This window comes from Mesorhizobium sp. BR1-1-15, assembly GCF_020165475.1.
Classification (GTDB): domain Bacteria; phylum Pseudomonadota; class Alphaproteobacteria; order Rhizobiales; family Rhizobiaceae; genus Mesorhizobium.
In genome coordinates this window covers 309994-333499 of record NZ_JAIUIF010000001.1, presented here as the reverse complement: position 1 = coordinate 333499, position 23506 = coordinate 309994, and the positions used below count along the sequence as shown (strand labels likewise).

Sequence of the window (23506 nt, the reverse complement as noted above, 5' to 3'; positions counted from 1 at the left end):
ACCGTGTCTCTTGCCCGTTTTTCAACGGCACGCTGCTAGGTTCTGGCCAGGCAGGGAGACAACAACAGTGAAGACGCTTCTGTGCGGCATGGCGATCCTGACCGCCATCGCAGCGCCGGCCATCGCCGGAACGCGCTACGACCGCAATCTCGAGAAGGCGGCCGCGGATATAGTCGCCAGCAGGATGGGGCATATCAGGGGCGGCTTCTCCTACAAGCAGCTGCCGCAGCTTGTTGTCCCGCCGGACGCCGCATCGGCATCCGCCGCGCCAGTCGAGCGCCCGCGCAGGGAAGTTGCCCGCGATCGGGATGACGGCCTGTCTCCCGCCGTCGAACGGCAGGCTCCCCGCACCATCTTCTGATCTCGCCCAAATCAAACCACCCAAATCAAAACCACATGTCGCGCACGCAGCGGCCGTCGCGCGGCAGATCGTCGTAGGTCTCGAGACCGTCGAAATGGTCGATCGGCAGGTCGGCCACGGCTTCCGGCGGCGCAAGCCTTACATTGACGGCGATCCGCGTGCGGCCGGACTCGGCTGGGCGCAAACCGCGCCAGGCAAGCACGCACGCACATGTCGGGCAGAACAGGATCTCGAGCGTGGGTTCGGCCTTGCCGGCACGTTTATAGCTTTTTATCGGCCCCACGACGCGGATACGTTCATCGACAAAGTCGTAGGCCCAGAGCGTGCCGTAACGTCGGCACAGCGTGCAGTTGCAAGCGGTGATCGGCCCGGGATCGCCCTTCAAGGTCCAGTGGGCCGCACCGCAATGGCAGGTTCCCGTAAGCATCCGTCCTCCTTCGCCTTCGGCAGCAAAACGGCGTTTCTTCCTTATCATCGTGGCCGACCTGATGCGATATGCGACTGGCCGCGAGCGGCTCTCTGCGGTCGCTGCCCTGCGGCGATGTTGCTTCTCCTGCTCCAATCTCCTTGCCTTCGCCGCCGGCTTTCGCCAAGGAAGACCGATGAATTTTCCCCGGCCAGCCAGCACGCGCCAGCGGCTCGACGATCTGCTCGTAGCGCGTGGGCTGTTTTCCAGCCGCTCGCGTGCACGTGACGCGATCGAACGTGGCACGGTAACGGTGGACGGCGCTATTGCCCGAAAGCCTGGCCAGGCCGTGCAACCGGAATGCGTCATCGCCGTTGATGACCCGGCCCAAGGCTATGTCTCACGCGCGGCGCTGAAGCTGATCGCCGGGCTCGACCATTTCGGCCTCGATCCGGCCGGCTGTGAGGCGCTCGACATCGGCGCCTCGACCGGCGGATTCACCCAGGTCCTGCTCGAACGCGGCGCGACCCATGTCACGGCGATCGATGTCGGTCACGGACAGATGCATGCTGATATCGGCAAGGACGCGCGCGTGACGGTCATCGAGGGGCTGAACGCCCGCGATCTCTCAACCGCCGATCTTGGCGGCCGCAGTCCGGACTTCATAGTCTCCGACGTCAGTTTCATTTCACTGAAACTGGCCCTGCCGCCTGCGCTTGCCATCGCCAAGCCCGGTGCCGCAGCGATGTTTCTGGTCAAGCCGCAGTTCGAGGCGGGTCGCGAGGCGATCGGCAAGGGCGGCCTGCTGAAAGACCCCTATCATGCCGCCCGTGTCGCCGGCTTGCTGCAGGATTGGCTGGATGCCGTGCCCGGCTGGCGCTCGCTCGGCTTGCATCTGTCGCCAATCGAGGGCGGTGACGGCAATCGCGAATTCCTGCTTGGTGGGGTCAAGGACCGATGAGTGCACGCTTCACCATCAAAAAGCTTGGCGCCCAGGGAGATGGCATCGCCGACACCGAAAGCGGCGATCTGTTCATTCCTTTCACGCTGCCAGGCGAGGTTGTCACCGCGGCGCGTGAAAGGGATCGCGCCACGCTGATGGCGCTGATCGAGGCCTCGCCCCTGCGCATCGAACCCGCCTGCCGCCATTTCGGCGAGTGCGGCGGCTGCGCCCTCCAGCATTTGGAGGCGCAAGCCTATCAGCAGTGGAAGCGCGAGAAGGTCGTGCATGCGCTGAGAGGCATCGATTGCGAAATAGGCGGTCTGGTCGCCTGCGCGCCGCACACGCGCCGCCGCGTCGTGCTCGCCGCCAGGCGCACCGAAACAGGCATGCTGCTCGGCTTCAATCGCCATCTGTCGCCGGAAATCATTTCCATCTCCGAATGCCCGATCTCGCTGCCTGGGATCGTCAGCGCGCTCGACGGCTTGAGGGCACTCGCCGAATTGATCTGCGCCACCCCGAAATCGTTTCGCATGGCGGTCACAGTGACGGATTCCGGCCTCGACGTGGCGGTGCATGAATCGGGCAAGCTCGGCGAAAACCAGCGCCGCATCGCCGCCAATTTTGTCATTGCGCAGGGCTTTGCCAGACTGTCCATCGATGACGAGATCATCATCGAGCCGAAGAAGCCTGTCGTCATGTTCGGCAGCGTTGCCGTCGCGGTGCCGCCGGGCGCCTTCCTGCAGGCGACGGAGGCAGCCGAACGGACCATGGCCGATATCGTCGGCGGACATCTGAAACGTGCCAAAAAAATTGCCGATCTCTTCGCCGGCTGCGGCAGCTTCGCCCTGCGGTTGGCCGCGAGATCGGAAGTGCATGCGGTGGAGGGCGATGCGGCCGCACTTTCGGCGCTCGATCGGGGTTCACGCTTCGCCACCGGCCTGAAACGCGTGACCGGCGAGCGCCGAGACCTGTTCCGCCGTCCGCTGACGTTCAAGGAGTTAAACGCCTTTGATGGCGTTGTCTTCGATCCGCCCCGCGCGGGCGCGGAGGATCAGTCGAAGCAGATCGCCCGCTCGGATGTTCCATTCGTTGCCGCGGTCTCCTGCAACCCGGTGACGCTCGCGCGGGATTTGCGCATCCTCATCGACGGCGGCTACGCGGTGAAAAGCGTGACGCCGATCGATCAGTTTCTGTGGTCGCCCCATGTCGAGGCTGTTGCCTTGCTGGAGAAGCCGCGGAAAAGACGTTAGGCGCTTAGCCCTGCTCAGCGAGACTGGTCGCGTCATGCAGTCTGCCCCGAAATCCCAGCCAGATTTATCGCTAAAGTTGTGGATCATCGCCACTGCGGTTGAATCTGCCCCGCAAAAAGGCATAATCCAAATTGGGATAGGGGGAGAAGATGATTTCACCAGGTTTTGTTGCCGAGATTTTTGGTTCGGCTCTCATCATGGCGCTCACCGGTGCGGTGCTCGCTTGGATCTTGAGAAAATTCACGCGTGTGGGGCTGGTGCCATCCTATGCGCTTGGCGTCGCGGTCATGACGTTTGTCGGCGCTGCGCTCTATGTCTCGGGCCATGATGGGACCGTCGACTACCTGAGTGCATGGACCCAGTACGCGATCGGCGGCGTTATCGGCTTCCTGATCCTGTATGCCACGTCGCGCCGGTCTGTGAGCAAGACCTAGCAGACTGGCCACGAGGCGGCTTCAAACCCTTGTGCCGCCGACCGTCATCTGGTCCATCCTGAGGTGCGGCTGGCCGACGCCGACCGGCACGCCCTGTCCAGCCTTGCCGCACATACCGATGCCGTTGTCGAGCTTCATGTCATTGCCGATCATCGAAACGCGGTGCATGGCGTCGGGCCCGTTACCGATCAGCATGGCGCCCTTGATCGGTTGCGTCACCTTGCCGTTCTCGATCATGTAGGCTTCGGTGCAGCCGAACACGAACTTTCCGGAGGTGATGTCGACCTGGCCGCCGCCGAAGGAGACGGCATAGATGCCGTTCCTGACCGAGGCGATGATCTCGTCCGGCTCCATGTCGCCCGATGTCATGTAGGTGTTGGTCATGCGCGGCATCGGCTGGTGCGCGTAGCCCTCGCGCCTTCCGTTGCCGGTGGCCCGCATGCCCATCAGCCGGGCGTTCTGGCGGTCCTGCATGTAACCGACCAGCTTGCCGTCCTCGATCAGCACGTTGCGCGCCGAAGGCGTGCCTTCATCGTCGACGGTGAGCGACCCGCGTCGTTCCGCGATCGTGCCGTCATCGACGACGGTGACGCCCTTTGCCGCCACCTGCTGGCCCATCAGGCCGGCGAAAGCGGATGTCTTCTTGCGGTTGAAGTCGCCTTCCAGCCCGTGGCCGACGGCCTCGTGCAGCATGACGCCGGGCCAGCCGCTGGAGAGCACGATGTCGAAAGTGCCGGCCGGCGCCGGTACGGCTTCGAGATTGACCAGCGCCTGACGCAGCGCCTCCTTGGCGGCGTGCTTCCAGCTGTCCTCGACGAGGAAGTCGCCGAACGCCTTGCGTCCGCCCATGCCGTAGGAGCCGCTTTCCTGGCGGTCGCCGTCGCCGACCACCACCGACACGTTCACCCTGACCAGCGGCCGGATGTCGCGCACCACCTGGCCGTCGGCGCGCACGATCTCGACATGCTGCCAGGACGAGGTCAGCGATGCCGAGACCTGGCGCACGCGCGGATCCTCGGCGCGCAGCCATGCGTCGACTTCCTGCAACAGCTTCGCCTTGGCCTCGAAGGAAGGGGAGGGGATCGGGTTCTCATCGCCATAGAGATGGCGGTTGGTGCGGGCGGGCGCGGCGGCAAGCGTTCCGGAATAACCGCCCTTGACGGTCGAGACGGCGTTAGCCGCGCGTCGCAGCGAAGCCTCGGACAGGTCGCTGGAGTGGGCATAGCCGCTGGCTTCGCCGGCAACCGCGCGTAGGCCGAAACCCTGGTCGGTGTTGAAATTGGCCGTCTTCAGCCGACCGTTGTCGAACATCAGCGCTTCGCTCTCGCTGTATTCGACGAACAACTCGCCATCGTCGGCGCCGTTGATGGTCTCTGCGACGATCTCCTTGACGCGATCGTCGGAAATATCGAATTGGCCGATAAGGCTGTTCATGGCGTATGTCCGTGGATGAATGGTTATATCCGGGATGTAGGCGCGAAGCCGCGCCCAGACAATCGCCAATCGTCATTCAAATGCAGGGCGGCGGCGTCCCGGATCTATCCCAGGTCCGGAAAACCTATCGTTGATCGGCAGCTCCCGGGTCGAGGCGCGGGAGTCTACGGCAGGGCCGCAAATCCGTCGGCAAAACCCTTGAGGTCCACCGGGATGCCGATGCCTTCTTCTGGCGTCTGGAAGACGATGAACGTGGCCGACGTGCCGGTCTTCAGCGTATCGAGCAGCGGCTTCTCGAGAATGACCTCAGCGTAGCAGCCGTCCTGGAAGCAGCGCACGAAATAAGCGCGGCCGATATCCTTGCCGTCGACATTGAGGCCGAGCCCGTTGGGCAAGAGCACGCCGAGCGGCGCCAGCACGCGCAGGATCTCCGCCTTGTTGTCGGCGGTGCGCAGCACCACGACCGACAGCCCCATCTCGGGGCGGTCCTCGGCGACGACGTTCTGCATCATCACGCATTGTTCGGACGTGGCGCCGGCCGGCGTGTCGCAGATGATCGACCACGCGCCATGGGTCGAGCGCACCGTGCCGCTCGGCTGGGCCGCGTTGGCCTGGCCGGCGGCCGACAAGCCGGCGACGGACAAGGCGGCGAGAAAGATGACCTTCGCCAAGGGGCTCGAAAGCCCAAATCCCGACAGCCAAGAGTTCATGACGGCTCCATTGCGAATCACGGCACTTTAAGCCGCGCCAAAGCCAAGTAAAGGACGAGACAGCGGCCGAGCCGCCACGAAAATGCCCATGCGGCGCTTTTCCTAGCCAATTTCGCCCGAATTACGACGCCAGGCGCGCCGGCCGGCAGGAAGCAGCCGATCCGTTGAACATAGCCGATTCGCCATGGCGGCCGCCGCCTTCAAAGATGCATTCCGGCTTGCGCGCAAAAATGCCGCACGGTTTCCTCCGCTCCTTTCTTGCGGAGGGAAAAAGAGTATGGTTTGAACCAGCTTGAGACAGTCGGGATTCCCGTCCCGGCATTGTTCGTTATTCTCGTGGACACAGCCGCGAGGAACTGGGAGACGAAGAGGGCGATGAGAAATTTCCTGGCAAACGCCAAGCTTCCAGCAAGTGCCAAGTTTCTAAGCGCTTGTGCCGTTACCACGTTTTTCGCCGGCACGGCCGCCCATGCCGATCAGCCCGTCGAGTGGGAGACGACCTTCCAGGCGCCGGCAACCGACATGATGCGCCAGATCGAGTGGTTCGGAAACTACACGATGTGGTTCATCATCCCGATCACCGCCCTGGTATTGGTCCTTCTGATCTACTGCATCGTGAAATTCCGCGCGAGCGCCAACCCGGTTCCGTCCAAGACCAGCCACAACACGCTGATCGAGGTGATCTGGACTGTCGGCCCCGTCGTCGTCCTGCTCTGCCTCGCCATCCCCTCGTTCCAGCTCTTGACCGCGCAGTACACGCCGCCGGAAGAAGCCAAGCTCACCGTCAAGGCGACGGGCAACCAGTGGAACTGGGATTACGAATACCAGACCGACAACACGCTCTCGTTCAACTCGGCGATCCTCCAGGATGGCGACCGTGCCGCCGCCGGCAAGGAAGATCGCAAGGTCTATCCGCGCCTGCTTGCCGTCGACAACGAGATGGTGGTGCCCGTCCACACGATGACCCGGGTGCTCGTCACCGCGACCGACGTGATCCATTCCTTCGCCATGCCGTCCTTCGGCATCAAGATCGATGCCATTCCCGGCCGCACCAACGAGACCTGGTTCAAGGCGGAGAAGGAAGGCCTCTACTACGGCCAGTGCTCGCAGCTCTGCGGCAAGGACCATGCCTTCATGCCGATCGCCATCCGCGTCGTCTCCGACGCGCAGTTCAAGACCTGGCTGGCTGCGGCCAAGACCGATCTGCCCGGCGCCAACAAGACGCTGATGGCCGAGGTCGATGGCCAGAACAAGGTAGCGGCCGCCGGCAACTGATGCCGCGGGTTAGCAAGATTTAGGGAACGGAGCGGAACATGGCAGACGCTGCAGCTCACGACGGGCACGACCACAAGCCTTATCATGGTTGGGTGCGCTGGGTTTATTCGACCAACCACAAGGACATCGGTACGCTCTACCTGATCTTCGCGATCATGGCCGGCATCATCGGCGGCGCGCTGTCGGTCGCCATCCGCATGGAGTTGCAGGAGCCTGGCATCCAGATCTTCAGCGGTCTGGCGCAGATGGTCTACGGCATGAACGGTGACGCCGCGATCGACGGCGGCAAGAGCATGTACAACGCCTTCGCCACGGCGCACGCGCTGATCATGATCTTCTTCATGGTCATGCCGGCCCTGATCGGCGGTTTTGCCAACTGGATGGTGCCGATCATGATCGGCGCCCCGGACATGGCGTTCCCGCGCATGAACAACATCTCGTTCTGGCTGCTGCCGCCGGCTTTCATCCTGCTGCTTATCTCGATGTTCGTGCCGAGCGCGCCTGGCGCCTACGGCGTCGGCGGCGGCTGGACGCTCTATCCGCCGCTTTCGACCTCCGGTCAGCCCGGTCCGGCCATGGATCTGGCGATCCTGTCGATCCACATCGCCGGCGCGTCCTCGATCCTGGGTGCCATCAACTTCATCACCACCATCTTCAACATGCGCGCGCCAGGCATGACGCTGCACAAGATGCCGCTGTTTGCTTGGTCGGTGCTGGTCACCGCATTCCTGCTGCTGTTGTCGCTTCCGGTCCTTGCCGGCGGCATCACCATGCTGCTTACCGACCGCAATTTCGGCACGACCTTTTTCGCTCCCGATGGCGGCGGCGATCCGCTGCTGTTCCAGCACCTGTTCTGGTTCTTCGGCCATCCGGAAGTGTATATCCTGATCCTGCCGGGCTTCGGCATCATCAGCCATATCGTCTCCACCTTCTCGCGCAAGCCGGTGTTCGGCTATCTCGGCATGGCCTACGCCATGGTCGCGATCGGCGCGGTCGGCTTCATCGTCTGGGCGCACCACATGTACACGACCGGCCTGTCGCTCGACACGCAGCGCTACTTCGTCTTCGCCACCATGGTCATCGCGGTGCCGACGGGCGTGAAGATCTTCTCCTGGATCGCGACGATGTGGGGCGGATCGATATCGTTCAAGCCGCCGATGCTGTGGGCGCTGGGCTTCATCTTCCTGTTCACGATCGGTGGTGTTACCGGGGTTCAGCTGGCCAATGCCGGTCTCGACCGGTCGCTGCACGACACCTATTTCGTGATCGCGCACTTCCATTACGTGCTGTCGCTGGGGGCGGTGTTCGCCATCTTCGCCGGCTGGTACTACTGGTTCCCGAAGATGACCGGCTACATGTATTCGCCCGTCATCGCCAACACCCATTTCTGGGTCATGTTCGTCGGCGTCAACCTTGTCTTCTTCCCGCAGCACTTCCTCGGCCTTGCCGGCATGCCGCGCCGCACCATCGACTATCCGGACGCGTTTGCGGGCTGGAACATGGTGTCGTCCTACGGTTCGTACATTTCGGCCGTCGGCGTGGTGATCTTCCTCTATGGCGTGTTCGAAGCCTTCCAGAAGAAGCGGATCGCTGGCGCCAATCCATGGGGCGAGGGCGCAACGACGCTGGAATGGCAGCTGCCGTCGCCGCCGCCGTTCCACCAATGGGAGCAGCTGCCGAAGATCAAATAAGGCGGCAGCCCGGAATCGAAACCGCCGGCCTGCCGGCGGTTTCGGCCAAACGGAATATGGATTTGAGTACGCATGGCCCTTGTCGACGAAACCAGCATTGACGAAGCGGGCTTCCGCATGTCGGAAGCGACGGCGGGTGATTTCTTCGCCCTCCTGAAGCCGCGCGTCATGTCGCTGGTGGTGTTCACCGCCTTTGTCGGACTGGTCGCGGCACCCGTGACCATCAATCCGCTGCTGGCGGTGATCGCGATCCTGGCTATTGCCATCGGGGCTGGTGCCTCCGGCGCGCTCAATATGTGGTACGATGCCGATATCGACGCGGTGATGACACGCACCGCCACCCGCCCGGTGCCGGCCGGCCGCATCCAGCCCCACGAGGCGTTGAGCTTTGGGTTGGTGCTTTCGGTTTTGTCGGTGATGACGCTCGGCGTGCTGGTCAACTGGCTGTCGGCGGCGCTGCTGGCCTTCACCATCTTCTTCTATGCCGTCGTCTACACAATGTGGCTGAAGCGCTGGACGCCGCAGAACATCGTCATCGGCGGTGCTGCCGGCGCCATTCCGCCCGTGATCGGCTGGGCCGCGGTGACCGGCACGGTCAGCCTGGAGAGCGTCGTCCTGTTCCTCATCATCTTCCTGTGGACGCCGCCGCATTTCTGGGCGCTGGCGCTGTTCAAGTCGCAGGATTATGAACGCGCCGGCATCCCGATGATGCCCAATGTCGCCGGCCCGGCGTCGACCCGCCGTCAGATCTTCGCCTATGCTCTGGTGCTGGCCCCGGTCGGTGTGCTGCCGTGGCTGCTTGGCTACACCACGCCGTTCTATGGCGTGGCTGCCCTGCTGCTCGGGCTCGGCTTTGTCTGGTATGCGTGGAAAGTGCTTGGCATGTCCGACGACGATCGCGCGATGAAGCCAGCCAAGGCGTTGTTCGGCTATTCGCTGCTCTATCTCTTCGCCATCTTCGCCGTCTATCTCGCCGACAGCGTCGTCGAACGTGCACTTGCGGTGGGTGGAGCATGAGCATGATCGAAGACAAGCTCGAAACGGTCACCTTGACCGAACGCCAGCGGAAGGCCCGGCGCAACCGCTCGGTCGCCATCGGCGTAGCCTTGGCCGTGCTGGTCGTTATCTTCTATATCGCGACGATCGTGAAGTTCGGTCATAACCTCTCTGGCACGATGTGAGGCGGGAGATGGGTGTCGACACGAGCGCCAAACCGGCCGGGCACAACAGCAACCGCCTTGTTGCGGCCGTCTGCCTTGCCTTCTTCACCGGCATGATCGGCATGGCCTATGCCGCGGTGCCGCTGTACAAGATGTTCTGCCAGGCGACAGGCTATGGCGGCACGACGCAACGCGTCGAGAAGCAGTATGCCGGCCGCGTGCTCGATCGCGAGATCACCGTCCGCTTCGATGCCAATATCGCCGGCGTGCCGTGGGATTTCCAGCCGGTCCAGCGCTCGATGACCATGAAGATCGGCGAGACGGTGCAGGCGCACTATCAGGCGACCAACAAGTTCGATCGCCCCATCACCGGCCGCGCCACCTTCAATGTCCAGCCTGAACTGGCGGGTCCCTATTTCAACAAGGTCGAATGCTTCTGCTTCACCGACACCACGCTGAAGCCCGGCGAAACGCTTGACATGCCGGTCCTGTTCTACGTGGACCCCGATATCGTCAACGTGCCGGAACTGAAGGACGTGAAGACGATCACCCTGTCCTACACGATGTTTCCGGTCGAGAAGAACAAGCCGGTCGCATCGTCAGAGCCGGTCCAGGGCAACAGCAAGACAATTTCAAATACCGAAGGAAATCTCGGGGGTTGATATGGCAGACGCGCACGCAAAACATCACGACTATCATCTCGTCGACCCGAGCCCGTGGCCTTTCCTGGGATCGATAGGGGCGCTCGTCACCGCCTTTGGCGGCGTTTGCCTCATGGAATACCTGAAGGGCGGCTCGTTCCCGATCTTCGGCTTCAACATCGCCAATCCGTGGCTGTTCTTCATCGGCCTCGCGATCGTCCTCTACACCATGTTCGCCTGGTGGTCGGACACGATCAAGGAAGCGCATGAGGGCCATCACACGCGGGTCGTGTCGTTGCATCTGCGCTATGGCATGATCATGTTCATCGCCTCCGAGGTGATGTTCTTCGTCGCTTGGTTCTGGGCCTATTTCGATGCCAGCCTGTTTCCGAGCGAAGCCCACCAATATGCCCGCACCGCGTTCACCGGCGGTGTCTGGCCGCCGAAGGGCATGGAGGTTCTCGATCCTTTCCACCTGCCGCTCTATAACACCGTGATCCTGCTGTTGTCGGGCACCACGGTCACCTGGGCGCACCACTCCCTTATCCACGGCGATCGCAAGGGGCTGATCAACGGGCTGGTGCTGACCGTCGGCCTCGGCATGCTGTTCACCATGGTGCAGGCCTACGAGTACATGCATGCTCCGTTCGCCTTCAAGGATTCCATCTACGGCGCCACCTTCTTCATGGCGACCGGCTTCCACGGCTTCCATGTCATCATCGGCACCATCTTCTTGGCCGTCTGCCTGATCCGGGCCATGAAGGGCGATTTCACGCCCAAGCAGCATTTCGGTTTCGAGGCTGCCGCATGGTACTGGCATTTCGTCGACGTGGTCTGGTTGTTCCTGTTCGCCTCGATCTATGTCTGGGGATCGGTCGGCGCGGTAATCGAAGCCCACTGATACCGGTCTGATGACTTTGAAGGGGCGGCTGCGGCAACGTGGCCGCCCTTCTTCTTTTCGGTCCAATGCGATCCGGGCGGTTGCGAGGGCGCACAGTGTCGATGCCGGCGGTATGATCATGATCCACGGCCAGCCGAACGGATTCGGCGGCTGCTTCAATTGGTCGGCTGGACCGACGGCGGCATTGCCGTTACGGACTCCGGCATGGACGAAGTCTGGGCGGTGGTGATCGATGGAACACCCATCAGGATTGAGCGGTAAGCAATGAGCGACGACAAGGCGATCTGGCCTCCGATCGACCCTATTTCCGCGGGCTTGCATGGACGCTGCCCGCGCTGCGGCGAGGGGCGGCTGTTTTCCGGCTTTCTCACCGTAGGCAAACGCTGCACCAATTGCGGTCTTGATTATTCCTATGCCGATGCCGGCGACGGGCCCGCGGTTTTCGTCATCCTGATCATCGGCTTCATCATCGTCGGCCTGGCGCTCTGGGTCGAAGTGACGCTGAGCCCGCCGCTCTGGCTGCATCTGCTGGTCTGGATCCCGCTGGCGCTGGTGCTGTGCCTGACGGCGCTCCGGCTGATCAAGGGGGTGCTGCTTACCCTGCAGTACCGCAACAAGGCGGCCGAGGGCCGGCTGGATCGCGGCGAATGACCGACATGTCCGCCAAGGGCGGTCGTTCGCGGCCAGGATCGGTATTGCTGCTTGGCATTGGCCTCGTCCTGCTCCTGATCCTGCTGGCGCTCGGCACCTGGCAGGTCCAGCGCCTGCACTGGAAGGAAGGTCTTATCCAGACCATCGACCAGCGCACCCACTCGCCGCCGCTCCCGCTGGCCGAGGTGGAGAAACAATTCGCCTCGACTGGGGACGTCGACTACACGCCGGTGACGGTGACCGGCACGTTCCTGCATTCCGGCGAGCGGCATTTCTACGCAACATGGGAAGGCGAAGCCGGCTTCAACGTCTACACGCCGCTGGCCCTCGACGATGGCCGCTTCGTCCTGATCAATCGCGGTTTCGTGCCATACGATCTGAAGGATGCCGCCAAGCGCGCCAAGGGACAGGTCGCGGGCAAGGTCACGGTCACCGGCCTCGCTCGCAATCCGCTGCCGGCAAAGCCGTCGATGATGCTTCCCGACAACGACGTGGCGAAGAACATCTTTTACTGGAAGGACCGTGACGTGATGGCGGCGAGCGCTGGCTTGCCGGCGAGCGCCAAGCTGGTGCCAATCTTCATCGACGCCGACAAGACGCCGAATCCGGGCGGTTTGCCCATCGGCGGTGTCACCATCATCGACCTGCCGAACAGCCATCTGCAATATGCTATGACCTGGTATGGGCTTGCCGCGGCACTTGCCGCCGTTCTCATCCTGCGGCTTCGCAGGCCAGCGAAAGAGGAATGAGCGCGACCGACCCGCTTGAAGGGCCATCGCCCTTGACAGGACGGGGGTAGGCACCTCATTTCGGCTCTGATCAAACGGCCCGGATTCATGCTTCAGACCACGACAAAGCCTTCTCTGACGATCCGCCTCTGCCAGCCGCGCGGTTTTTGCGCCGGCGTCGACCGTGCTATCCAGATCGTCGTGCTGGCGCTGAAGAAATATGGCGCGCCGGTCTATGTCCGCCACGAGATCGTGCACAACCGCTATGTCGTCGAGGGTCTGCAAAGCCTTGGCGCCGTCTTCATCGAGGAACTTTCCGAGATCCCGGCCGAACATCGGCAGTCGCCCGTCGTCTTTTCCGCGCATGGCGTGCCGAAGTCGGTACCGGCGGATGCCCAGGCGCGCAATTTGTTCTATCTCGACGCCACCTGTCCGCTGGTCTCCAAGGTCCACAAGCAGGCGATGCGCCACCAGCGGCTCGGCCGCCACGTGCTCCTGATCGGCCATGCCGGACACCCCGAGGTCATCGGCACGATGGGACAATTGCCGGAGGGCGCGGTAACGCTGATCGAGACCGAAGCCGATGCCGCGAGGCTTGCGCCGGCGGACCCGAAGGCGCTCGGCTTCGTCACCCAGACCACGCTATCGGTCGAGGACACGGCCGGCATCATCCGCGCGCTGCAGGACCGCTTTCCCGACCTGCAGGCGCCGGCGGCGGAATCGATCTGCTATGCCACCACGAACCGTCAGGAAGCGGTCAAGGATACCGCCGCGGGCGCCGATCTCTACCTGATCGTCGGCGCGCCCAATTCCTCCAATTCGCGGCGTCTTGTCGAAGTGGCTGAGCGTGCGGGGGCTGCGATGTCGCTTCTCGTGCAGCGCGCCGCCGAGATTCCGTGGGACGACATCGGCGACATCTCGACGCTCGGTCTGTCGGCGGGGGCATCCGCCCCGGAGATAATCGTCGACGAGATCATCGATGCGTTCCGCCAGCGCTTCGATGTCACGATCGACCTGGCCATCACGGCCACCGAAACGGAGGATTTTCCCGTCATGCGGGTACTGCGCGATGTCGAACTGACGGCGGCCGACATGGCTTTCGTCAACGGGGCGCCGTAAGGCACATGGCGGTCTACACCGACGTTGCGGAAGGCGAACTCGGCGCATTCCTGAAGCACTACCCAGTCGGCGATCTCCTGTCCTACAAGGGCATCGCGGAGGGCACCGAGAACTCGAATTTTTTGCTGCACACCTCCAGCGGCTCCTACATCCTGACGCTCTATGAAAGACGGGTCGAAAAGGCGGATCTGCCGTTTTTCCTCGGGTTGATGGGCCATCTCGCCAAAAAGGGCGTGTCCTGCCCGCTGCCGGTAACCGCGCATGACGGCAGCGTCATCGGCACGCTGGCGGGCCGGCCGGCCGTCATCATCACTTTCCTCGAGGGTCTCTCGCTCCGGCGGCCGACATCGATCCATTGCGCCGAGGTCGGCAAGGCGCTGGCCTCCCTGCATCTGGCCGGTGCCGACTTTCCGATGACCCGCCCCAATGCGCTCGCAATCGACGGCTGGCGCAAGCTCTGGTCGGCAGCTCGCGACCGTGCCGACGAGGTCGAGCCGGGCCTTGCGGCCGAAGTCGACGCCGACTTCGCCGACTTCGAGCGGAATTGGCCGAAGGGTCTCCCGGAAGGCATCATCCATGCCGATCTTTTCCCGGACAATGTGTTCTTTCTCGGCGAGAAGCTCTCCGGCTTGATTGATTTTTATTTCGCTTGCAACGACCTCTACGCCTATGACGTCGCCACATGCCTGAACGCCTGGTGCTTCGAGAAGGATTTTTCCTTCAATCTCACCAAGGGCAAGGCGTTGCTTGCCGGCTACCAGGATGTGCGGCCTCTGAGTAATCAGGAAAAGGCAGCACTTCCGATGCTGGCACGGGGCTCGGCGCTGCGTTTCATGCTGACCCGACTGTATGACTGGCTGACCGTTCCCGATGGCGGGCTGGTGATGAAACGCGATCCGACCGAATACATCAGGAGAATGCGGTTTCATCGGACGATCAAATCTGCTTCGGAATATGGGCTGGCATGAGCAAACACGTTGAGATCTTCACCGATGGCGCCTGTTCGGGCAATCCCGGCCCGGGCGGCTGGGGCGCGATCCTGCGCTTCAACGGCGCCACCAAGGAACTATCGGGTGGCGAGGCCGAGACGACCAACAACCGCATGGAATTGCTTGCCGCCATCTCGGCGCTGAACGCGCTCAAGGAACCTTGCACGGTCGATCTTCACACCGACAGCAAATATGTCATGGACGGCATTTCAAAGTGGATCCATGGCTGGAAGAAGAACGGCTGGAAGACCGCCGACAAGAAGCCGGTCAAGAATGGTGAGCTCTGGCAGGCGCTGGATGAAGCCAATCGGCGTCACAAGGTCACCTGGATCTGGGTCAAGGGCCATGCCGGCCATACCGAGAACGAACGCGCCGACGAACTTGCTCGTGAGGGCATGGCGCCGTTCAAGAAGGGCGCGGTCAAGCTTGTTGCTGCCCCAGCGAAGCCGGTCGCGCAGTCCAAGCAGCCGGCGATGGTAAAGGTGCGGCGCTCGACCCAAAGCTATTGAATTCCGGGGCGGCACCATTCCCAGACTGGATCTCTATCGTGCCGATCCTCCACTATGTGATGCATCCCCAGGTTCAGGTGGACGCCAAGATTCCGGTACCGGGATGGGCCTGTCCGATGTTGGACGCGCGAGAGCGATTGCAATGCTGGCTGCTTTGACCAACGTCCAGTGGGCGTACGCATAGAGCCCATAACGTTGCAGTTGCTCCGGGATAGGAGTAATATTTGCTACCAAAGAGCAATGAAGGAAGCCGGCGTGGCGAACGTGGAAAAAATGAGCATTGCGGTGACGCCGCAGCAGGCAGCCGTCATGCGAGAGGCGGTGGAAGCGGGCGAGTATGCCACTGCAAGCGAGATTGTGCGGGAAGCAGTGCGAGATTGGCTGGCCAAACGTGAACTGCGGCATGACGATATCCAACGGCTGAGACAGCTGTGGGATGAAGGCAAGGCAAGCGGAAGACCCGAGCCTGTGGATTTCGACGAGCTGCGAAAGGAAGCTCGGCGAAAGCTGACGGACGTCTCGCTGAATGGCCGTTAGGCTAGTCTGGTCACCCGCAGCTAGAGCGGACCTCATCGACATCTACATGGTGATCGGCAGCGAAAACATACGGGCGGCCGATCGTTATTATGATCGGCTGGAAGCGCGAGCCATGCAGCTGGCAGACCAGCCGCGCATGGGAGTTAGACGACTGGACATCAGGTCGTCCGCACGAATGCTGGTGGAGACGCCGTTTTTACTGCTCTACGAAACGATTCCGGACACCGACGATGGCCCTGTTGAGCAGGTTGAAATCGTCCGGGTTGTTGATGGGCGGCGAGATTTGAACCGCTTGTTTTAGCCATTCAGCGGATCAACAGCGCCGTGCCCCAAAGCCCGAGGGCGAACACGGTGTGTGACACCAGGTTCAGCGCCCGTACCTTCATCGGGTTGGGCCGCTTCGACGCTGCCCAGCCCGCGCCCATGCCGGGCGCCAGCAGGAACCAGCCGGCGCCGACTGTGACCATGCCGAGGATGAAAGCCGGCAGGAAAGTCGGCGCGACAAGCCAGCCCGCTCCGGCCACCACGACAAGGATGATGCCGTAGACGATGCCGACAACATAGTGAAAGGCCCAGCCCAAAGCCGATTCGTGTACATAGGGCGTCGCATCGCCAATATCGTCGTGAAACACTTTTTCCCGTAAATGCCAGACCCAGCGGCCAACGGGGGCCCAGTTCGGCCGTGCTTGACCGAACATCTTGTAGAGAAGAAAGGCCCAGATATCCATCAACAGCGTGGCGCCGATGCCGATCGCCACGCTACGCCAGACGATGTCGAACGTCATGGTCAGAGCAGTTCGAGGATCTTGGCGGCGCCGGATTCATCGACGCCGGGCTTGGTCTCGACATTGAGGGCGGTGACCTTGCCGTCATCGACGATCATTGAAAACCGCTTCGACCGAAGACCCATGCCTCCGCCGGAGAAGTCGGCGTCGAGGCCGATCGCCTTGGCGAAGTCGCCATTGCCGTCGGCGAGGAACAGGATCTTGCCTTCACCGCCGGTGAAGCGTGCCCAGGCGCCCATGACATGGACGTCGTTGACCGAAACCACGGCGACCGTATCGACACCGCGCGCCAGGATGGCGTCGCGGTTCTCCAGGTAGCCGGGCAAATGATTGTTGCTGCAGGTCGGCGTGAAGGCGCCAGGCACAGCAAACAGCACGACCTTCTTTCCCGCAAAAATCTCGGCCGTCGTGATCGGCTTGGGACCGTCGGCAGTCATCGTCTTGAACGTCGTATCGGGCAGTCTGTCGCCAGCGGAAATGGTCATGAGTTCCTCGCTTGGGAGAATGGGAAGGACGTAGCCTTGGGTAGCGAACTATGCGGTTTCCCGCAACCATCGCGGAGGGCTGGATCAAGGGAAAGGCAAGAGCCCTTCGACCGCGCCTGCCGAACTCGTCAGTGTATAGTGAAGTCCGCCATCCGTGGGGGTCGTCGATGGCCGGTCGAGGATCGGCACAGTGAAGACCAGCTTGCCGTCCTTCTGGCTGCGCGCCGGCGAACCGAACATGTAGTCGCGGTCTCCTGCGACGAAGAAGTCAGCCGCTTCCGGATCGCCGGGAAAGCTCGCCTCCACAACCAGCGTTTCATGGTCGCCCGGCAGCACGTTGATGCCGAAGTCGGATCTTGCCGGCGCGGGCAAGGCGGCGAAGCTCGCCTTGACCAGCTCCGCGTCCTCGGCATTGTCCGGGTCGGAGCCGGGGTCGACGGTCAGCCGCGTCTGCACAGGGATGCATATCGTCTCGCAAATGCCGAGGAAAATGTCGGCGTCGATGACGGACGGATCCTTCGCGGCCGACAGCGTGAACGTCACCGGCAGCGAGACCGGATAGTCGTAGCCCGCCCATTTGCCGTAGCCGTCGTCATGACGCTTCGGCGCCGGGAAGGAAAGGCTGGCATCGGAAATGTTGGTGCTGGCCGAGATATCGAGTTGCGGCGGCACGCCCGCGTCGCCCGGGTCGCGCCAATAAGTCTTCCAGCCAGGCTTGAGCGCTATGTCGAGAACGCCCCGGATGCGGCCGGCATCGTCGGGCTTGCCGCTCGTCACCAGCCTTACCTTGCCGCCTTCGCTGTTGTACCAGGCGGACGAAGAGGCGGCGGCTGGGAGTGTGATTGCCGATCCGACAGCGGCGCCGAGCAACAGGATTTTCAAGCTTTGCATGGTGATGATTTGATCGTCCGTTCATGGCCGTGCAATGATTTCATGGTCTTGCCGGTATCATATTTGCGTGACCTTTGCCGCAGGTAATGATCGGCCGGCGGAACGGGCTTGGTCGAAAACCGGCGCCGTACATCTTTTCGGCGCCCGGGAAACGCGTTACGCTCTGATCATGGACTTGTTGCGCCACAAGAAGACGGCCGCCGGCAGCGGCTTTCTCGACGATCAGTTCCTCATTGCCATGCCCGGCATGAAGGACGACCGTTTCACGCGCTCGGTCATCTACATCTGCGCCCACAGCGATGAGGGCGCGATGGGCCTGATCATCAACCAGACGCAGCAGATGCTGTTTCCGGACCTTTTGGTGCAACTCGGCATCATGAACGAGCACGAGGCGATCCGGTTGCCCGCCCGTACCCGTGATTTCGTCGTTCGCAATGGCGGGCCCGTCGACCGCAGCCGCGGCTTCGTGCTGCATACGGGCGATTACCGGGTGGAGTCTTCGCTGACCGTTTCCGACGATGTCTGTCTGACCGCGACCGTTGACATATTGCGCGCCATATCGTCGGGCCGGGGACCCCGTCACGCGCTGATGGCGCTGGGTTATTCGGGCTGGGGCGCCGGCCAGCTGGAAACCGAGATAGCCGAAAACGGCTGGCTGACCTGTCCGGCTACTCCGGAGCTTCTGTTCGATACCGACATCGAGCGCAAATACGACCGGATTCTTGCCTCGATCGGCATCGACCTCGCCCATTTGAGTGTAGCGGCCGGCCACGCCTGAGCTCTAGCGGCGTGAAAGCCAATTACGCCTGCGTCAGCGGATACTGTTCCTTCAACGTCTTCAGCACCTGATCACCGGGCATCGGGGCGCCGAACATGAAGCTCTGCACATATTCGCAGCCCATCTGGCGAAGCTCCAGCGCGTCGCGCTCGTCCGAAATGCCTTCGGCGACCACCGACAGGCCGAGCTCATGCGCCATGCTGACCATGGATTTGAGCAGCACGGCGCGTTTGGGCGTGCTGTCGTCCACGAAACTCTTGTCGATCTTGATCGTGTCGAAGGGAAAGCGCGTCAGGTAGGCTAGCGAAGAATAGCCGGTACCGAAATCGTCCAGCGACAGGCCGATGCCGAGCTGCTTCAGCTTGGTCAGCACGTGGGCGGTCTGCTCGGGATTGTCCATGACGAGCGATTCCGTGAGTTCGAGCCGGAAGCAGCGCGGTTTCAGATTGGCTCGTGCGATCACCGAGCGAACGTCGCTGACCAGGTCGCGGCGGATGAGCTGGCGGCTGGAAAGGTTGACCGAAACCGACAGCGGCGCGTCGCCGATCTGCTTTTGCCATGCCGCCAGATCCTCGGCGGCCTGCTGCATGGCGAACAGCCCAAGCTGCACGATCAGCCCGCAGCTTTCGGCGACCGGAATGAAATCCGCCGGCGGGATCATGCCGCGGCGCGGATGGTCCCAGCGCAGCAATGCCTCGAAGCCGGCGACGCTGCCGTCTTCCAACCGCACGATCGGCTGGTAGGCAAGCGTGAATTCGCGCCGTTCGATGGCGCGGCGCAGGTCGGATTCGAACTGCAGCCGGTCGGTGCCGACGGTGCGGAAGGCCGGGCGGAACGGTTCGATCCTGTCGCCGCCGAAGCGCTTGGCCTGATGCATGGCAAGCTCGGCGTCCTTGACCATGTCCTCGGCCGAGGTCTGCGCCGAGGTCCAGGTGATCAGCCCGATCGAGGCGGTCAGCACGATCTCGCGCTTGGCAAAGGTGATCGGGGCGTTGATGGCATGCTTGATGGCGTCCGCCACCGCCGCGATGCGGGCCGGGTCCTGCTCGGAAAGCAGCATCAAGGCGAACTGGTCGCCGGCGAAGCGTGACAGCGAGTCCTTCGGCTTTAAGAGCCGGTGCAGGCGTCGCGCGATGGTGAGCAGGATGGTGTCGCCGGCCGAGATGCCGAGCCCGTCATTGACCTGCTTGAAGCGGTCGATGTCGATGACGAAGACGGTCGGGCGCACCTTCTCTTCGGTCCGTGCGATCGAGATGATCGCCTCGAGCCGGTTCATGAACAATTCGCGATTGGGCAGGCCGGTGAGGTTGTCGTGCACCGCGTCGTGCAGCAGCCTCTCCTCGGATTTTTTCTGCTCGGTGACGTCTACCATGGTGCCGACACAGCGGATGACCTCGCCGTCCGATCCGATAACCGGGCGCGCGCGCAGCGCAAACCAGTGATAATGGCCGTCGGCGCCGCGCAGCCGGAAGTTCTGCGCCACCTTGCCGCGCCGGTGCTCGAGCACCACGTCGAGCGTGGTGCGGAACGTGTCGCGGTCATCGACATGCAGCACCGGCAGCCAGTTGCGGGCGGCACCCCCCAGGCTGTTGGGGGCGAGGCCGAGCTGGATGCTGACGTCGGGCTTGGTGACGACGCGGTCGCGCAGCACGTCCCAGTCCCACACCGTGTCGCCCGAGCCGGCCACCGCCAGCGCCTGCCGCTCGAGGTCGGAGAACAGGCCCTGGTGCAGCGCGCCTCCGGCGAAGGCATGCTGCATGACGGTGAAGCCGATCAGCAGGATGATGAGGATCAGACCGCCGCCAAGCGCCGGCTGGGCGATGTCGTTGTCGAGCATGCCGGTTATCGCCATCCACGATCCGCATAGCCACAACAGCACCATCACCCAACTGGGCACAAGCATGATCGCGCGATCATAACCGCGTATGCCGAGGAAGATGATCAGGCCGAGCCCGGTCAGCGCGGTGGCGGCGAAGGACAGCCTGGCGATGCCCGCGGCAACCGCCGGGTCGACGATGGCGACGCCGGCGATCAAGAGCAGGCCAAGGATCCAGACCAGCGCCCCATAGCTGAAATGGCCGTGCCATCGATTGAGATTGAGATAGGCGAACAGGAACACCACGAAGGTCGCCGCCAGGGCCACCTCCGTTCCCGCCCGCCACATCTGCTCGTTGCCGGGCGATATCTCGATGATCTTGTTGAGGAAGCCGAAATCGACGCAAATATAGGCAAGCACGGCCCAGGCGAGTGCCGCTGTCGCAGGGAACATGGAGGTTCCCTTGACCACGAACAGGATGGTCAGGAACAGCGCGAGAAGCCCGGCGATGCCGATGACGATGCCGCGGAACAGCGTGTAGGAATTGACCGAGTCCTTGTAGGATTCCGGATCCCAGAGATAGACCTGCGGCAGCTTGGGCGAGGCGAGTTCGGCGATGAAGGTGATCACCGTTCCCGGGTTCAGCGTCACCCGGAAGACGTCGGCGTCGGGGCTGCTCTGGCGGTCGAGCGCAAAGCCTTCGCTGGGCGTGATGGCGGCGATACGGGTCGAGCCGAGATCCGGCCAGAAGATGCCGGAATTGACCAGTCGGAAATGCGGCGCCACGATCAGCCGATCGAGCTGCTGGTCGGTGGTGTTGGCAAGCGCGAACACGGCCCAGTCGCCGGTGGAACGGGCGTCATTGGCCTCGACCTCGATGCGTCGTACGATGCCGTCGGGCCCGGGCGCGGTCGAAACCTGGAAGTTTTCGCCCTGGTTGCGGTAGATTTCCACGGCGCCGGACAGATCGAGCGCGACATCGTCGCGAGCGATCTTGATCGGTTCGACGGCAAAGGCCGAGGACGCCGCGCACAGCGTCAGGATCGTCGCGAGGACAAAGGCGAACAGCGGCCCGTTGCGCAGGAATTTCGTCAAAAATCAGTCCTTCGTTCCAGCGCCTGGCGGATCGTCCGCGATCCGGGCGTAGAGGTAGTGGTCCTGCCAGATGCCATTGATCCTGAGGTAGGATCGCAGAAGTCCTTCGCGCCGGAATCCGGCTTTTTCAAGCACACGGATCGACCTGATATTGTCGGGAATACAGGCCGCTTCGATCCGGTGCAACCTCAGCGTATCGAAGGCGAAGCGGGTCACGACCTTGACGGCGTCGGTCATCAGGCCACGGCCGCCGAAGCGCTCGCCGATCCAGTAGCCGACATGCCCGCTTTGCGAGACCCCGTGGCGTATGTTGCCGAGCGTAATTCCGCCAGCCAACCTGCCGCTCGACTTCTCGAATATGAAGAAGGCGATCGCCGTCCCTTGCGCATAGTCCTCGCGGTAACGGCTGATGCGCAGCCGCCATGCCGCCCGGTCAAGCTCGTCCGGCGCCCAGCGCGGCTCCCATGGTTCTAGAAAGGCCCGGCTCTCGCCGCGCACCGCCGACCACTCCCGGTAGTCATTGGTGAACGGCACGCGCAGCGTCACGCGGTCGCCCTTCAGTGCCGGCAGGTCGCGGCGAAAGAAAGGGAGCGCGAACACGGCGCTTGTGCGGGCTTAGACGGCGAGCTTGCGGGCCGTGGTGGGCGTGCCCGGAAGCGAATCGAGGATCGCTTCGTATGGCGCCAGCGTACCCACGGGCCCTACAGCGGTAAGCGTCGGTTTGGTCGAGAACAGCCGTGACGACAGGTCGGTCAAACGATCGACCGTCAGCGCCGAGAGCCGCTCCATCAGTTCCTCCTTGGCGATCGGCCGGCCGAACAAGAGCAGCTGTCTCGCGATCTGCGAGGCGCGGCTGGCCGGGCTTTCCGCCGACATGATCAGACCTGCGCGGTATTGTGCGCGCGCCCGGTCGAGCTCTTCCTGCAGGATGTTCTCGCCGGCCTTCTGCAATTCCTCGATGATGACGGGCACCAGTTCGGCGATGTCGCTCTGCCCGGTCGCGGCATGGACGCCGAATATGCCGGTGTCGGAAAAGCCCCAGTGGAAGGCATAGACCGAATAGCACAGGCCACGCTTTTCGCGGACTTCCTGGAACAGCCTGGACGACATGCCGCCGCCGAGGATCATCGACAGCACCTGCGAGGCGTAGAAATCGCGCACATGGTAGGCGCGGCCTTCGAAGCCCAGCACGATCTGCGCGTCCATCAGGTCGCGGTCCTCGCGGAAATCGCCGCCGACATATTGCGCATATTGCGGGATGGTGTTGTCGGCCTTGGTGCGGAAGCCGCCGAGCTGCTTTTCCACTTCGCGCACGAAATTGTCGTGCTTGATGTCGCCGGCGGCCACGATCACCATGCGCTCGGCGCCGTATTGGCGCTCGATGAAATCGTGCAATTGCTTCGATGTAAAGGATTTGACGGTTTCCGGCGTGCCCAGAATCGAGCGGCCGATGGTCTGGTGGCGAAAGGCGGTCTCGGTGAACCGGTCGAACACGATGTCATCGGGCGTGTCGTGCGCGGCGCCGATTTCCTGCAGGATCACGTGCTGCTCGCGTTCGAGCTCCTGCGGATCGAATTCCGATTCCTGCAGGATGTCGGCAAGAATGTCGACGGCCAGCGGCACGTCGTCGGAGAGCACCCTGGCATAGTAGGATGTGGTCTCGACGCTGGTGGCGGCGTTGATCTCGCCGCCGACGTCCTCGATTTCCGAGGCGATCTCGAAGGCTGTTCGCCGCTTTGTGCCCTTGAACGCCATGTGCTCGAGCAGATGGGCCATGCCATGCTCTTCGTCACGTTCATTGCGGGCACCCGACTTGACCCAGGCACCCAGGGCAACCGATTCGATGCTTGGAAGGGTTTCGGTGGCGACTGTCAGGCCGTTCGACAGACGGCTTACCTCAACACCCATATGGTTCGT

General features: G+C 62.7%; 27 protein-coding genes. 18 read left to right on the top strand and 9 right to left on the bottom strand.

From position 1 onward, the window contains the following. Window positions 1–67: 67 nt before the first annotated feature. Window positions 68–361, top strand: coding sequence for a hypothetical protein (locus LB541_RS01605; RefSeq protein ID WP_224617665.1), 294 nt, complete (start codon window positions 68–70; stop codon window positions 359–361). A 25-nt stretch (window positions 362–386) separates the two neighbouring features. Here LB541_RS01605 and LB541_RS01600 read toward each other — a convergent pair whose 3' ends face one another. Then, window positions 387–788 carry a GFA family protein gene (locus tag LB541_RS01600; protein WP_140514816.1) on the bottom strand — a complete coding sequence of 134 codons (402 nt, stop codon included), beginning with the start codon at window positions 786–788 and terminating at the stop codon, window positions 387–389. 175 nt (window positions 789–963) lie between these two features. On the opposite strand from LB541_RS01600, the gene LB541_RS01595 reads away from it, so the two are divergent. From LB541_RS01595 to LB541_RS01585, 3 genes are all read left to right on the top strand, one after another. After that, entirely contained in the window at window positions 964–1728 is a 765-nt protein-coding gene (locus LB541_RS01595) for a TlyA family RNA methyltransferase (RefSeq protein WP_224617663.1), read from the top strand. Continuing rightward, window positions 1725–2960, top strand: a complete 1236-nt coding sequence (locus LB541_RS01590) for a class I SAM-dependent RNA methyltransferase (RefSeq protein ID WP_140498072.1) — start codon at window positions 1725–1727, stop codon at window positions 2958–2960. Before LB541_RS01595 ends, LB541_RS01590 begins: the two co-directional genes overlap by 4 nt. Before the next feature lie 149 nt (window positions 2961–3109). Next, a complete protein-coding gene (locus LB541_RS01585; RefSeq protein ID WP_140494980.1) occupies window positions 3110–3394 on the top strand; it encodes a hypothetical protein in 285 nt (94 codons plus the stop codon). 21 nt (window positions 3395–3415) lie between these two features. On the opposite strand, the gene tldD is transcribed toward LB541_RS01585, so the two are convergent. Continuing rightward, window positions 3416–4828, bottom strand: a complete 1413-nt coding sequence (tldD, locus tag LB541_RS01580) for a metalloprotease TldD (RefSeq protein WP_140494978.1) — start codon at window positions 4826–4828, stop codon at window positions 3416–3418. A 164-nt stretch (window positions 4829–4992) separates the two neighbouring features. Next, window positions 4993–5538 carry an invasion associated locus B family protein gene (locus LB541_RS01575; RefSeq protein WP_140494976.1) on the bottom strand — a complete coding sequence of 182 codons (546 nt, stop codon included), beginning with the start codon at window positions 5536–5538 and terminating at the stop codon, window positions 4993–4995. A 375-nt stretch (window positions 5539–5913) separates the two neighbouring features. Here LB541_RS01575 and coxB point away from each other — a divergent pair, with 375 nt between their 5' ends. The 13 genes from coxB (at window position 5914) to LB541_RS01505 (ending at window position 16040) form a co-directional block, all read left to right on the top strand. Continuing rightward, window positions 5914–6813: a cytochrome c oxidase subunit II gene (gene coxB, locus LB541_RS01570; RefSeq protein WP_140494974.1), complete on the top strand. Its 900-nt coding sequence runs from the start codon at window positions 5914–5916 to the stop codon at window positions 6811–6813. 38 nt (window positions 6814–6851) lie between these two features. Then, complete coding sequence (ctaD, locus tag LB541_RS01565; RefSeq protein ID WP_140494972.1) at window positions 6852–8504, top strand: cytochrome c oxidase subunit I; 1653 nt, start codon at window positions 6852–6854, stop codon at window positions 8502–8504. 72 nt (window positions 8505–8576) lie between these two features. Next, window positions 8577–9521: a heme o synthase gene (locus LB541_RS01560; protein ID WP_140494970.1), complete on the top strand. Its 945-nt coding sequence runs from the start codon at window positions 8577–8579 to the stop codon at window positions 9519–9521. Window positions 9522–9523: 2 nt separating this feature from the next. Then, on the top strand, window positions 9524–9685 hold the full coding sequence (locus LB541_RS01555; RefSeq protein WP_140494968.1) for a hypothetical protein: 162 nt from the start codon (window positions 9524–9526) through the stop codon (window positions 9683–9685). 8 nt (window positions 9686–9693) lie between these two features. Beyond that, window positions 9694–10326: a cytochrome c oxidase assembly protein gene (locus LB541_RS01550; protein ID WP_140514826.1), complete on the top strand. Its 633-nt coding sequence runs from the start codon at window positions 9694–9696 to the stop codon at window positions 10324–10326. Between the two features lies 1 nt (window position 10327). Beyond that, window positions 10328–11206 carry a cytochrome c oxidase subunit 3 gene (locus LB541_RS01545; protein WP_140494964.1) on the top strand — a complete coding sequence of 293 codons (879 nt, stop codon included), beginning with the start codon at window positions 10328–10330 and terminating at the stop codon, window positions 11204–11206. Window positions 11207–11470: 264 nt separating this feature from the next. Then, complete coding sequence (locus LB541_RS01535; protein WP_140494962.1) at window positions 11471–11857, top strand: DUF983 domain-containing protein; 387 nt, start codon at window positions 11471–11473, stop codon at window positions 11855–11857. Then, complete coding sequence (locus LB541_RS01530) at window positions 11854–12606, top strand: SURF1 family protein (protein WP_181168399.1); 753 nt, start codon at window positions 11854–11856, stop codon at window positions 12604–12606. Before LB541_RS01535 ends, LB541_RS01530 begins: the two co-directional genes overlap by 4 nt. Window positions 12607–12693: 87 nt before the next feature. Continuing rightward, window positions 12694–13704 (top strand): 4-hydroxy-3-methylbut-2-enyl diphosphate reductase, encoded by a 1011-nt coding sequence (gene ispH / locus LB541_RS01525; protein ID WP_140558201.1) that lies wholly within the window; start codon window positions 12694–12696, stop codon window positions 13702–13704. 5 nt (window positions 13705–13709) lie between these two features. Next, window positions 13710–14672 (top strand): homoserine kinase, encoded by a 963-nt coding sequence (locus LB541_RS01520; RefSeq protein WP_140878873.1) that lies wholly within the window; start codon window positions 13710–13712, stop codon window positions 14670–14672. Then, a complete protein-coding gene (rnhA, locus tag LB541_RS01515; protein ID WP_140580785.1) occupies window positions 14669–15202 on the top strand; it encodes a ribonuclease HI in 534 nt (177 codons plus the stop codon). The genes LB541_RS01520 and rnhA overlap by 4 nt, the downstream gene beginning before the upstream one ends. A gap of 255 nt (window positions 15203–15457) precedes the next feature. Next, entirely contained in the window at window positions 15458–15739 is a 282-nt protein-coding gene (locus tag LB541_RS01510; protein ID WP_140580963.1) for a type II toxin-antitoxin system ParD family antitoxin, read from the top strand. After that, a complete protein-coding gene (locus tag LB541_RS01505; protein WP_140580787.1) occupies window positions 15729–16040 on the top strand; it encodes a type II toxin-antitoxin system RelE/ParE family toxin in 312 nt (103 codons plus the stop codon). Before LB541_RS01510 ends, LB541_RS01505 begins: the two co-directional genes overlap by 11 nt. Window positions 16041–16044: 4 nt before the next feature. Here LB541_RS01505 and LB541_RS01500 read toward each other — a convergent pair whose 3' ends face one another. From LB541_RS01500 to LB541_RS01490, 3 genes are all read right to left on the bottom strand, one after another. Next, window positions 16045–16524, bottom strand: a complete 480-nt coding sequence (locus LB541_RS01500; protein WP_224617661.1) for a DUF2938 domain-containing protein — start codon at window positions 16522–16524, stop codon at window positions 16045–16047. Between the two features lie 2 nt (window positions 16525–16526). Further along, window positions 16527–17009 (bottom strand): peroxiredoxin, encoded by a 483-nt coding sequence (locus tag LB541_RS01495; protein ID WP_140514835.1) that lies wholly within the window; start codon window positions 17007–17009, stop codon window positions 16527–16529. Window positions 17010–17093: 84 nt separating this feature from the next. Beyond that, window positions 17094–17900, bottom strand: a complete 807-nt coding sequence (locus LB541_RS01490) for a protein-disulfide reductase DsbD domain-containing protein (RefSeq protein ID WP_140671824.1) — start codon at window positions 17898–17900, stop codon at window positions 17094–17096. 169 nt (window positions 17901–18069) lie between these two features. Here LB541_RS01490 and LB541_RS01485 point away from each other — a divergent pair, with 169 nt between their 5' ends. Next, window positions 18070–18678, top strand: coding sequence for a YqgE/AlgH family protein (locus LB541_RS01485; RefSeq protein ID WP_140494949.1), 609 nt, complete (start codon window positions 18070–18072; stop codon window positions 18676–18678). 22 nt (window positions 18679–18700) lie between these two features. Here LB541_RS01485 and LB541_RS01480 read toward each other — a convergent pair whose 3' ends face one another. Genes LB541_RS01480 through LB541_RS01470 form a run of 3 tightly spaced genes read right to left on the bottom strand, consistent with a single transcriptional unit; the run spans window position 18701 to window position 23497 of the window. After that, window positions 18701–21589, bottom strand: a complete 2889-nt coding sequence (locus tag LB541_RS01480) for an EAL domain-containing protein (RefSeq protein WP_140514838.1) — start codon at window positions 21587–21589, stop codon at window positions 18701–18703. Between the two features lie 3 nt (window positions 21590–21592). Further along, on the bottom strand, window positions 21593–22189 hold the full coding sequence (locus LB541_RS01475; RefSeq protein WP_140520802.1) for a GNAT family N-acetyltransferase: 597 nt from the start codon (window positions 22187–22189) through the stop codon (window positions 21593–21595). Between the two features lie 15 nt (window positions 22190–22204). Further along, on the bottom strand, window positions 22205–23497 hold the full coding sequence (locus tag LB541_RS01470) for a M16 family metallopeptidase (protein ID WP_140494943.1): 1293 nt from the start codon (window positions 23495–23497) through the stop codon (window positions 22205–22207). Between the last annotated feature and the right edge of the window lie 9 nt (window positions 23498–23506).